9 protein-coding genes and 1 tRNA gene are annotated in these 11288 nt (G+C 59.6%); 2 read left to right on the forward strand and 8 right to left on the reverse strand.

Annotation, left to right across the window (positions count from 1 at the left end):
* Positions 1 to 60 precede the first annotated feature (60 nt).
* Positions 61 to 1893, reverse strand: a complete 1833-nt coding sequence (ggt, locus tag ACIQU2_RS27965; protein WP_403145667.1) for a gamma-glutamyltransferase — start codon at positions 1891 to 1893, stop codon at positions 61 to 63.
* A 165-nt stretch (positions 1894 to 2058) separates the two neighbouring features.
* On the opposite strand from ggt, the gene ACIQU2_RS27970 reads away from it, so the two are divergent.
* Positions 2059 to 3168: a DUF2817 domain-containing protein gene (locus ACIQU2_RS27970; RefSeq protein WP_403145669.1), complete on the forward strand. Its 1110-nt coding sequence runs from the start codon at positions 2059 to 2061 to the stop codon at positions 3166 to 3168.
* Here ACIQU2_RS27970 and ACIQU2_RS27975 read toward each other — a convergent pair.
* The 3 genes from ACIQU2_RS27975 to ACIQU2_RS27985 form a co-directional block, all read right to left on the reverse strand.
* Entirely contained in the window at positions 3072 to 3980 is a 909-nt protein-coding gene (locus ACIQU2_RS27975) for a hypothetical protein (protein ID WP_403145672.1), read from the reverse strand. The two genes, ACIQU2_RS27970 and ACIQU2_RS27975, sit on opposite strands and share 97 nt — an antisense overlap.
* A 144-nt stretch (positions 3981 to 4124) precedes the next feature.
* Positions 4125 to 4201, reverse strand: a tRNA-Met gene (locus ACIQU2_RS27980).
* 116 nt (positions 4202 to 4317) lie between these two features.
* Positions 4318 to 6375 carry a methyl-accepting chemotaxis protein gene (locus tag ACIQU2_RS27985; RefSeq protein WP_403145675.1) on the reverse strand — a complete coding sequence of 686 codons (2058 nt, stop codon included), beginning with the start codon at positions 6373 to 6375 and terminating at the stop codon, positions 4318 to 4320.
* Between the two features lie 332 nt (positions 6376 to 6707).
* Here ACIQU2_RS27985 and ACIQU2_RS27990 point away from each other — a divergent pair, with 332 nt between their 5' ends.
* Positions 6708 to 7925, forward strand: a complete 1218-nt coding sequence (locus tag ACIQU2_RS27990; protein ID WP_403145678.1) for an MFS transporter — start codon at positions 6708 to 6710, stop codon at positions 7923 to 7925.
* A 107-nt stretch (positions 7926 to 8032) separates the two neighbouring features.
* Here ACIQU2_RS27990 and ychF read toward each other — a convergent pair whose 3' ends face one another.
* From ychF to ACIQU2_RS28010, 4 genes are all read right to left on the reverse strand, one after another.
* Positions 8033 to 9133, reverse strand: coding sequence for a redox-regulated ATPase YchF (gene ychF, locus ACIQU2_RS27995; protein WP_403145681.1), 1101 nt, complete (start codon positions 9131 to 9133; stop codon positions 8033 to 8035).
* A gap of 23 nt (positions 9134 to 9156) precedes the next feature.
* Positions 9157 to 9741: an aminoacyl-tRNA hydrolase gene (gene pth, locus ACIQU2_RS28000; RefSeq protein WP_403145684.1), complete on the reverse strand. Its 585-nt coding sequence runs from the start codon at positions 9739 to 9741 to the stop codon at positions 9157 to 9159.
* Between the two features lie 169 nt (positions 9742 to 9910).
* On the reverse strand, positions 9911 to 10513 hold the full coding sequence (locus tag ACIQU2_RS28005) for a 50S ribosomal protein L25/general stress protein Ctc (RefSeq protein WP_129445115.1): 603 nt from the start codon (positions 10511 to 10513) through the stop codon (positions 9911 to 9913).
* Positions 10514 to 10654: 141 nt separating this feature from the next.
* Positions 10655 to 11288, reverse strand: a 634-nt coding sequence (locus ACIQU2_RS28010) for a ribose-phosphate diphosphokinase (RefSeq protein WP_403145686.1), incomplete at its 5' end; no start/stop codon positions are given.

Consider the following 11288-nt stretch of genomic DNA (forward strand, 5'->3'; position numbering starts at 1 on the left):
CTGTTACCTATAAAAAAGGGCCTACCTCCCGGTAAGCCCTTCCTCATTCCCACGTAGGACTCAATCCCCCAACGCCGCCCCCTCACGTCGCGGATCGGCCCCACCCGCCAACGACGTTTTCCCCTGCGGATCCTTGATCCGGACAATCGCCTGGGTCCCGCTGGTCATGTCGATCTCGTTCACGGTGTGCCCTTTGTCTTTCAGCGCCTTAATCAGCGCCGGGCTGAACTGCCCCTGTTCCAGTTCGGTCGGGCCGTTGCGGCTGCCAAAGTTGGGCAGGCTGATGGCGGCTTGTGGGTCGAGGTTCCAGTCGAGCAGGCCGATGGTGGATTTGGCGACGTATTCGATGATCTGCGAGCCGCCGGGGGAGCCGATGGTGGCGAGGAATTCGCCGCTCTGGCGGTCGAAGATCAGCGTCGGTGCCATGGACGAGCGTGGGCGTTTGCCGGGTTCGACCCGGTTGGCAACCTTCTGGCCATTCTCTTCTGGGATGAACGAGAAGTCGGTCATCTGGTTGTTCAGCAGGAAACCCTGAACCATCAGGTGCGAGCCAAACGCGGATTCCACGGTGGTGGTCATGGACACGGCGCCGCCTTCGTCATCCACCGCCACCACTTGCGAGGTGGAGATGCGTAGCGGCGAACGGTCCGGTGCGTAGGCGACCTGAATGCCCGGCGGGGTGCCGGGTTTGGCCGTGCCCATGCTGCGATCGCCGATCAGGGCCGCGCGGTCGGCCAGATACGCAGGGTCCACCAGACCTTTGACGGGGACGGGCACGAAATCTGCGTCGGCCACGTACAGCGCGCGGTCGGCGTAGGCCAAGCGTTCGGCTTCGGAGATCAGGTGCACGGCTTCAGGCGCCGGTTCGACGCCCGCAGGTTTGTTTGTCTTGACCGGTTTGAGCGGCGCCAGGGCAAAACGCGGGTCGCGGGTTTCCAGGGCCTGCAAGGTGCCGAGGATCTGCGCCACGGCGATCCCGCCTGACGACGGTGGTGGCATGCCGCAGACCTGCCAGCGTTTGTAGTCGGTGCACAGCGGCGCGCGCTCCTTGGCGCTGTAGCCGTTGAGGTCGTTCAGCGACAGGCTGCCGGGGTTGGCGTGGCCCTGAACCTTGGCGACGATCTCCTGTGCGATGGGGCCTTTGTACAACGCATCCGGTCCTTCTTTGGCGATGCGTTTGAACACCGCGGCCAGTGCCGGGTTTTTCAGTTGCGTGCCTGCGGCTTTCGGGCTGCCATCGGCATTCAGGAAGTAGGCCGCCATGTCCGGCGAGCGTCGAATGGACGAGTCCGAGGCGATCAACCGGTGAAGGCGTGGCGAGATGGCGAAACCTTGCTCCGCGAGTTTGATCGCCGGTTCGAACAGCTGCGCCCACGGCAGATGACCGTGTTTCTGATGGGCCAACTCAAGCGCGCGCAACACGCCCGGTGTTCCCACCGAACGACCGCCAATCTGCGCCTGGGTGAACGGCATCGGTTTGCCGTCGGCCTGCAGGAAAAGCTTCTCGGTGGCGCCGGCAGGAGCGGTTTCGCGACCGTCATAAGTGCGTACCGCATTGCCATCCCAGAGCACGATCAACGCACCACCGCCAATGCCCGAGGATTGCGGCTCGACCAGGGTCAGCACGGCTTGCATCGCAATCGCGGCATCGATTGCCGAACCGCCCCGGCGCAACATCTCCCGCCCGGCCTCGGCCGCCAGCGGATTGGCCGCGGCTGCCATGTGTTTCGAGGCGTGTTGGGTCTGCAGATCGGCGCGATAACCCGACGCGACTTCCGGCGCAACAGGCAACGTCGAAGAGGTCGGGGCGCTACAGGCTGCGAGGGTTAAAGCAGCGGCGATCAGCGAAATGGCTGACAGGCGATAGTGGCTCAAGTGGAAGGCTGAGAACACGTTGGGGGCACTCCGTCCGTGGGAAAGATCAGGGGACTTTATCGGCCGAAAGGAAGTGACGCAAACCAAGGCCTACAGCAATGATGCTTTTGTCCTTCATGACTCCACGGATTTTCTGTAGGGTCGAGGGCAATAGACTGGCCAGAAGATCAACAAGAGGCAGACATGCAGACCGAGTTCCCCACCCAGCCAAGTTACCGCACCCAGCGCGATAAATTCCTGGCCGTCGCGACCGCGGCCGGTGCGACGCTGACCGAGTACCCGCATCCGCTCAAAGGGCCGTTCGGTGAGCCGTTGAGCACCGATGTGGCCGTGCTGGGTGATCCGGGCGCCAAGCGTTTGCTGATTGCGCTGAGTGGCACTCATGGCGTCGAAGGCTTCTATGGTTCGGGATGTCAGATCAAGTGGTTGCAGGAGTTGGGCAAGCGTTCGCTGCCGGCCGATGTCGCGGTGGTGATGATCCACCTGATCAATCCGTGGGGCACTGCGTGGCTGCGTCGGGTCAACGAAGACAACATCGACCTGAACCGCAATCACCTGAACTTCGACCACGCATTGCCAGATAATCAGGCCTACGCAGCGCTGCATGAAGTCTATGCCTGCACGCAGTTGCAGGGCCCGGAGCGTGATCGCGCCGATGCCTTGCTCGAGGCGCAGATCAGCGAACACGGTTGGCCAGCGGTGATGTCGATTGTCGAGGGCGGCCAGCACCGTCATCCCGATGGTTTGTTCTACGGCGGACTGGCACCGAGCTGGTCGAACCGCACGTTGCATCAGATCATTCAAAAGCATGTTTCCCATGCCGAAGTGGCCATGTGTTTCGACTTGCACACCGGTGCCGGGGAGTATGGTCATCCAATGTTGCTGACCATTACCGAAGCGGCGTATCCAGCACTTGCAGATGCGCAGGCCATTTATGGTCCTTGGCTCTATACCTTGCACACGGGCGCCGACACGCTGAGCGAAACCGGCGTTGCGGCCACCGCCACTGGTTACACCTCGCAGGCGTTGATCAATGCGTTGCCGCACGTGCGGTTGATGCCGTTTGTGATCGAGTGCGGGACGTATCCCGGCGCCGAGGTTCATCGTCATCTGCGCGATGATCACTGGCTGCACCAGCACGGCAATCCGAGTGATGCCGTGGGGCGCGGGATCAAACTGAATCTGGTTGAGCAGTTCTATCCCGCCGACAGCGACTGGCAGGCGATGGTCTGGCTGCGCACCTGGCAGATTTGGGAACGGGCGTTGTCAGCATTGCCGGCAATTCGTTCCTGACGTGAGTTACGGGGACGTGGCCTCTCGTTGCCCGAACTCATGCGGTTCAAATCTTCCTGCAACCGCAGCATGCTTTCTTCGCCCACGCGGATGAAGCCGCTGCGGGGCTGATCCAGGTCGAGGGTGATGGTGAAGACCATGGCAATCAGGATCGCGAAGATGGCGGTCGAGCCGTGCCGTCGACGGTGGCCCAGGCCATAGCTGTAAGCGATGAAGCCCAACGCGCCGATGGCCACGACGAACAGCAGATTGATGACGGTTGCCGGGACATGATTGTCCTGCTCGGCGCGGCGCTTTTCATTGACGTTGTAGACGTCGGTCAACGACTGGATCACCAGGTTCATGGCGGCTGTCGCTTCGCCCTGGGCCTCGGCGGCGGCAGCCAGATTCCATAACTGGTCCTCGATCGTCCGGGACGATTCGCTGGCGGCCTTCAACAGTTTCTCGTCCGTGCCGGCGCGCATGAATTCAATCCGCGCCGAGACGTAATCCTTGAGCAGCGCCGACACCTTCCCGCGCAGATCAGACGGCAGCAGCTTCGCCCGCAGATAGGTTGAGCCGATCACCGTGACTTCATCTTGAATCAGTGTTTTGCGCGCTTCGAAACGTGAGGTGGCCAGGGCGAAGTTGAAACCCAGCAACAACGCGAGCAGACCGAGGAGGGCGGTTTGCAAAACGCTGAGGTGGGATCGGGTCGAATCGCTGCTGTGGGTTCGGTGATGACGGCCGAGACGAAAAGCGAGTTCCAGCACCATGCAGAAGATGGCGACCACGATGAAAAACAGAATGATCTCGTCCACGCCCCAGTGCATACAGTGGTCTCTCTGCATTCAAGCTTTGGCATTAACTGTAGGAGAGAACCGCAAAGAGCGGGCATTAACCGCCCTGTGGGCCGGGAGCACTTTTATCGAGGCATAAAAAAACGGCCTACCTTTCGGTAAGCCGTTTTTAGTACTTGGTGGCTACACAGGGACTTGAACCCCGGACCCCAGCATTATGAATGCTATGCTCTAACCAACTGAGCTATGTAGCCAAGTGGCGCGCATTATTGGCTCGTAACAGAGATGTGTCAAGCGTAAATCTAAAATATTTCTCTACGCTTTCAACCGCTTATCCGCCTGACCCGAAAAAACGGGCCAGGGGAGGGCATCAACTGAGCTGAAATCTCCCGGTATTGGCACTCAAGGCCTTGCTGCCCTGGCTCAAGGTGTCCGCTGCCAGGTTCACCGCCCGCGCGCCTTCGAGCAAGCGTACCGCCGCCTGATCGACTTGCTGGATGTTGCCACTGACTTCGTCGGCGGTGGTCGCTTGCTCGTCGACCGCTGTGGCGATCTGCGCCAGGGTGTCGGTAACGCTCTGCACGGCACTGGCAATTTCCCCCAGGCGTTCGCCGAGGCCAGTGACGGCTTGGGCGTCGGACTGAGCCTGGCCGCAAGCGGCTTCCATCAGGCTCACCGCTTCGTTTACGGTGCTGCGCAGGCTGTCGACAGTGCCGGCAATCTGCGCGGTGGAGGACTGGGTGCGTTGCGACAGGCTGCGCACTTCATCGGCCACCACCGCAAAGCCACGACCTTGCTCGCCGGCGCGAGCGGCCTCGATGGCGGCGTTAAGTGCCAACAGGTTGGTCTGCTCGGCAACCCCGCGAATGGTATCCACCACCAACTGAATCTGCTGCCCTTGTTCACTGACCCGGCCCAGTGCTGCAGCGGTGTCGTTCAAGCGCTGATTGAGTTGCTGAATACTCGCTGTCGTGCGCTGGCTGTCACGGCTGCTGTCGGCGGCGATGCGCTGGGTGTGCTGAGCGCTGCCGGAGGCCTGCTCACAACTCTGGGCGACCCCTTGAGAGGTCGCCGCCAATTGCGTGGCCGCCGCGGCGATCTGGCTGATCTGCAACTGCTGAGCTTCGACTTCCCCAAGGGCGCCGCTGGAGTGATGGTTGAGGGTGCGCACCGCGTTGCTCAACTGCAAGGTTTCATGATCGACCCCCAGCAGGCTATTACGCAGTTGCACCACCGCGACATTGAGGGCGGTGCTGATGGCGGCCAGTTCGTCGCGGCCTTGCACCGGTACTTGCAGGCTCAGATTGCCGTCGCGCAAGGCTTCGGCCAGCAGGGTAATGCCGCTGGCGCTGCGACGGATCGAGGCCTGCAAGCAGATGAACAGGTACAGCGCGGCCAGCAGCAGGCAGCCAAAAATGGTCGCTACCAGGATGAACTGGCGGATGGCGGAACCGTGGTAATAGTCCAGACGCTGATCCAGCGACACTAACGACTGCTGACGCAGCGAAGCGAGGTCGGAGAGGAGGCCGTCGAGGCTGCGTTCAAATTCTTCCGGCTTGAGCTTGATGCTGCCGCCGAACACGCCGTCATCAAGGACTTTCAACTCGGCGTCCAGATGCTTGAGGCTGTCATGGTATTGCCCGGCCCAGGCTTGCAACGCGCTGGGCAGCCGCGCTTCCAGCAGGCTTGCGGTTTTGACCAGCTGCTCCCGGGCGTCACCGATGCGGCTGCGCAAGTCCCGCAGTTGCAGACGGCTTTGCAGGGTGAACTGGCCAGATACCACTGACGCCTGGCCGACGCTGGCGAGACGACCGACTCGCTCAATCAGGTCCGGCGCGTGCTGCGTGGAGATCTGCGTCAGCAGATAGGTTTCAAGCCACGGTGCGAGGGTCAGGCGATTGTCCATGGCGATCTGTTCGCGCAAGGCTTGCAGGGCACTCAAGGCATTGGTGAAACGATCGTAACCGTCCGGCCACCAACCGACGCCGCTCAGGCTTTTCGAGTCCAGGCCGTTGAGGGCGGTTTGCAGGGCTTGATAACGGGCCAGGGTTTCGCCCTCGGCGCCTTCGGTTTGAAGTGCGTTGCCGAGGTCCGAGGTGGCTTGGGCGACGGCTGGCTGAACCGTATCGAAAGCAGCCATCGCCGCGATCGTCGCGGGTGTCGGCTGACGATTGGTTTCCGTGGCGCGCCAGCGAGCCGCGCGGTCACGCTGGGCGGCGAGCAGATTATCCAGAGCATCCAGGGCGAGCAGTTGCCGAACCCCGGCACGTTCGCCGGAGATCAGGTTCAGTTTGTCGCGATAGTCCTGACCGATCATCCACAGACTGCCCGTCAACGGCAGGATAAACAGCAGAAACAACAGCTGAAATTTGCGTGCGAAGCCAAAACGCCCCAGCAACCCGATCCCCGGTGATAAAAAAGCCTGCATGCCCCATGACTCCTCTGGACACCACGCGCCATTGGCGTGCGTCGCAACCGTTGCGGTCGCGACCTGTGCCCTTTTAAAAGGCCTCGAAAGTTCACCCTCGCCAGCTCTGTAGGCCGGCTCTGTAGCGAAACTTCCCATTCTCGGTCCCCTTTGTAAGGGGCCGCGTTGAAGCGGATTACCAAGGCAAGATTCAGACCATGGCGTTGCGCTATCACCTTTTCAGCGATGAAAACCGAGGTCGTTAGCAGGCTAAGGGGATGGCGCTGCTGCACCGAAAAATGGCACATTGACGCACCTGCCCGTGTGCACCCATCTGTTGTACGGAAACTCTTATGGCTATCAGCAATGTCCAGACCGGCGCGCAGCCGGCATCCGCGACTTCACAAAGCAGCCCTTTGGTCATGCGCATCATCGGCGCCGTGGCGCTGGCGCATTTGATCAACGACTTGATCCAGTCGGTGCTGCCGTCGATCTATCCGATGCTCAAGGCCAACTATGGCCTGACCTTCACCCAGGTTGGCTTGATCACTTTGACGTTCCAGCTGACGGCTTCGCTGTTGCAGCCGTGGGTCGGTTACTACACCGATCGGCACCCCAAACCCTGGCTGCTACCCGCCGGGACGGTTTGCACATTGATCGGTATTTTGATGATGTCGTTGGTCGCAACTTTTCCGTTGATCCTGCTGTCGGCAGGGCTGATCGGTATCGGCTCCTCGACCTTTCACCCGGAAGCTTCTCGCGTGGCGCGATTAGCGTCTGGCGGGCGGTTTGGTTTGGCGCAGTCGACGTTTCAGGTCGGCGGCAATGCAGGCTCAGCCTTCGGTCCGTTGCTGGCTGCGGCGATCATCATTCCGTTCGGTCAGGGCCATGTGGCCTGGTTCGGACTGTTCGCGGTGTTTGCGCTGTTCGTGCTTTATCGGATCAGCCGCTGGTACGCCAATCACTTGAGCCTATTCAAACTCAAGCAAGGCCAGGCGGCGACGCATGGCTTGTCGAAGAACCGCGTGATCAGTGCACTGGTGGTACTCGGGCTGCTGGTGTTCTCCAAGTATTTCTACATGGCCAGCTTCACCAGTTACTTCACCTTTTACCTGATCGAGAAATTCGACCTGTCGGTGGCCAGTTCACAGTTGCACCTGTTCCTGTTTCTCGGAGCGGTAGCGGCGGGGACCTTCTTCGGTGGGCCGATCGGCGACAAGGTCGGGCGTAAGGCGGTGATCTGGTTCTCGATCCTCGGCGTAGCGCCGTTCACCCTGATCCTGCCTCATGTGGACCTGTTCTGGACCAGCATCCTCAGCGTCGTGATCGGCTTCATCCTGGCGTCAGCTTTCTCGGCGATCGTGGTGTATGCCCAGGAACTGGTGCCGGGCAATGTCGGGATGATTGCCGGGGTGTTCTTCGGATTGATGTTCGGCTTTGGCGGGATTGGCGCGGCGTTGCTTGGGCATTTGGCGGACATACACGGCATCGAATACGTGTACTTGCTGTGTTCGTTCCTGCCGTTGTTCGGTGTGCTGGCGATCTTCCTGCCGAGAACCAAAAAGGCCTGACCCCCACACAAATCCCACATTGGTTTGGTGGATGATTATTACAGGCACAAAAAAGCCGCGTATCAAACGCGGCTTTTTCTTGGGCGGGTGCTTCGTTGTGAATAAAGTTACACGTTGAAACGGAAGTGCATCACGTCGCCGTCTTTAACGATGTAGTCCTTGCCTTCCAGGCGCCATTTACCGGCTTCTTTGGTGCCGGCTTCGCCCTTGTACTGGATGAAGTCGTCGTAGGCGATGACTTCGGCGCGGATGAAGCCTTTTTCGAAGTCGGTGTGGATCACGCCAGCGGCTTGTGGTGCGGTAGCGCCCACGCGGACGGTCCAGGCGCGGACTTCTTCGACACCGGCGGTGAAGTAGGTCTGCAGGTGCAGCATTTCGTAGCCGGCGCGAATTACACGGTTCAGGCCAGGTTCTTCAAGGCCCAGGGCTTCGAGGAACATGTCTTTCTCTTCGCCGTCATCCAGCTCGGCGATTTCGGCTTCGATCTTGTTGCAGACCGGAACCACCATGGCGCCTTCTTCTTCGGCGATGGCTTTGACGATGTCCAGCAGCGGGTTGTTCTCGAAACCGTCTTCAGCAACGTTGGCGATGTACATGACCGGCTTGGTGGTCAGCAGGTGGAAGCCACGAATCACCGCTTTGTCGTCGGCGCCCATGGTCTTCATCAGCGTACGAGCAGGCTTGCCGAGGGTGAAGTGAGCAATCAGTTGCTCCAGCAGGCCTTTCTGGACCACGGCGTCCTTGTCGCCACCCTTGGCGTTTCGGGCGACTTTCTGCAGTTGCTTCTCGCAGCTGTCGAGGTCGGCAAAGATCAGTTCCAGGTCGATGATTTCGATGTCGCGTTTCGGGTCGACGCTGTTGGAGACGTGAATCACGTTCTCGTCTTCGAAGCAGCGGACTACGTGCGCGATGGCATCGGTTTCACGGATGTTGGCGAGGAACTTGTTGCCCAGGCCTTCACCTTTCGAGGCGCCGGCTACCAGGCCTGCGATGTCGACGAATTCCATGGTGGTCGGCAAGACGCGCTTTGGATTGACGATGGCCGCCAGGGCTTCCAGACGCGAATCCGGCATCGGCACGATACCGGTGTTCGGTTCGATGGTGCAGAAGGGGAAGTTCTCGGCCGCGATCCCGGATTTGGTCAGGGCGTTGAACAGGGTGGACTTGCCGACGTTAGGCAGGCCGACGATGCCGCAATTGAATCCCATGGTGTTTTCCCCGAGGAGTAGAGTCAGGCCTTCTGGCTGTGCAGGTTTTTCATCGCGCGGTTCCATTCACCGGCGAGGATATCCGGCAGCACGCCGAGGGCAAAGTCGATGCTGGCATCGAGTTTTTCCTGTTCGGCGCGTGGCGCACGACCCAGGACGAAATTTGAAACCATACTGGCAACGCCCGGGTGGCCAATGCCAAGCCGCAAGCGGTGAAAGGTATTCTGATTGCCCAGTTGCGCGATGATGTCGCGCAACCCGTTGTGACCGCCATGGCCGCCGCCCTGTTTGAGCTTGGCTACACCCGGTGGCAGGTCGAGTTCGTCATGCGCTACCAAAATTTCTTCAGGCGTAATGCGGAAGAAGCCGGCAAGTGCCGCGACGGCTTGGCCGCTGCGGTTCATGTAGGTGGTGGGAATCAGCAGACGAACATCCTGATCCTGATGCGAGTAGCGCCCGGTCAGGCCGAAATATTTGCGATCCGCCACAAGGTTTACGCCTTGTGCGTTCGCGATGCGCTCAACAAAAAGGGCCCCTGCGTTATGCCGGGTCTGTTCGTATTCAGCGCCTGGATTTCCCAGGCCAACGATCAGTTTGATGGCAGTCACGATAGGGGCCCTTCCTTGGAGTGGTGGATAACATCGCCGCGACAGTTGTGTGCGGCGAAAGTGGACGACAAGTGCTCATTTACCATTATGTAAACTCCGCGTTCTCGCCCGCTTTCTCGCTACGCTCTAGTCCGCGATGTTTCCGGTCACTCCGGCGAACAGAGTGAAATTACTCTGCTGCGCCTTCTTCGGTAGCTTCTGGAGCAACACGTGGAGCGTGGACGTTGGCAACAGCCTTGTCATCACCGTGTGCCAGAGCAACAAACTCAACGCCTTTAGGGGCTTTGAGGTCAGACAGGTGAATGATCGAACCGATTTCGGCGTTAGCCAGGTCGACTTCGATGAATTCAGGCAGGTCTTTCGGCAGGCACGAAACTTCGATTTCAGCAACAACGTGCGAAACTTCGCCGCCTTTCTTGATCGGCGCTTCTTCACCAACAAAGTGTACAGGCACGATAGCGGTCAGTTTCTGGCCAGCTACAACGCGTACGAAGTCAGCGTGCATCACGTGGCCTTTGGCCGGGTGACGCTGCAGAGCTTTGATGATTACGTTTTGCTTGGTACCGCCAACGTTCAGCTCGATGATGTGGCTGTAAGCCGCTTCGTTTTCGAGCAGTTTGGCAACTTCTTTAGCCAGCATGCTGATGGATTCAGGGGCTTTTTCGCCACCGTAAACTACAGCAGGTACCAGGCTTGCGAGACGACGCAGGCGGCGGCTCGCACCTTTCCCCAGGTCGGAACGCACTTCAGCATTCAGAGTAAAATCGTTCATGTTGTATCTCCAAAATAACCACATTCGCCCCAGCGTTTGCGACCAGCGCTAAAGGCGATATGGGCAAAAAAGCCCCGCCCCGACAGGAATGCCGGGGCGGGGCGCTTTTCGTCAACGAGATATTCGAGAAGGGCAGGGCCCTTAACGGAACATCGCGCTGATCGATTCTTCGTTGCTGATGCGGCGAACCGCTTCGGCAACTACCGGCGCGATATCCAGTTGACGGATACGCGAGCAGGCTTGAGCAGCAGCGGACAACGGGATGGTGTTAGTCACCACCAGTTCGTCCAGCATGGAATTTTCGATGTTTTCGATCGCCCGACCGGACAGCACAGGGTGTGTGCAGTAGGCGAAAACCTTGGCAGCGCCATGCTCTTTCAGGGCCTTGGCCGCGTGGCACAGAGTGCCGGCGGTATCGACCATGTCATCGACCAGAATACAGGTACGCCCTTCGACATCACCGATGATATGCATCACTACAGAGTCAAAGCCTTTCTCACGCCGATTGACGATGATCCCGAGATCCACGCCCAGGGATTTGGCAACAGCACGTGCACGCACGACGCCGCCAATGTCCGGGGACACGATCATCAGGTTTTCGAAGCGCTGATCTTCAATGTCATCCACCAGTACCGGGGAGCCGTAGATGTTATCTACCGGAATATCGAAGAAACCCTGGATTTGGTCAGCATGCAGATCAACCGTGAGAACACGGTCGATGCCGACTACGGTAAGCATGTCAGCAACGACTTTCGCGCGGATAGCCACACGTGCG

The sequence above is a fragment of the Pseudomonas sp. NPDC098740 genome (assembly GCF_044760065.1).
GTDB classification, from domain to species: Bacteria; Pseudomonadota; Gammaproteobacteria; order Pseudomonadales; family Pseudomonadaceae; genus Aquipseudomonas; species Aquipseudomonas rossensis.

Excerpts from the sequence above, each read along its gene's own strand:
- ACIQU2_RS27970 (WP_403145669.1), top strand. The coding sequence starts at position 2,059 with ATGCAGACCGAGTTCCCCACCCAGCCAAGTTACCGCACCCAGCGCGAT.
- ACIQU2_RS27975 (WP_403145672.1), bottom strand. The coding sequence starts at position 3,980 with ATGCACTGGGGCGTGGACGAGATCATTCTGTTTTTCATCGTGGTCGCC.
- ACIQU2_RS27985 (WP_403145675.1), bottom strand. The coding sequence starts at position 6,375 with ATGCAGGCTTTTTTATCACCGGGGATCGGGTTGCTGGGGCGTTTTGGC.
- ACIQU2_RS27990 (WP_403145678.1), top strand. The coding sequence starts at position 6,708 with ATGGCTATCAGCAATGTCCAGACCGGCGCGCAGCCGGCATCCGCGACT.
- ychF (WP_403145681.1), bottom strand. The coding sequence starts at position 9,133 with ATGGGATTCAATTGCGGCATCGTCGGCCTGCCTAACGTCGGCAAGTCC.
- ACIQU2_RS28005 (WP_129445115.1), bottom strand. The coding sequence starts at position 10,513 with ATGAACGATTTTACTCTGAATGCTGAAGTGCGTTCCGACCTGGGGAAA.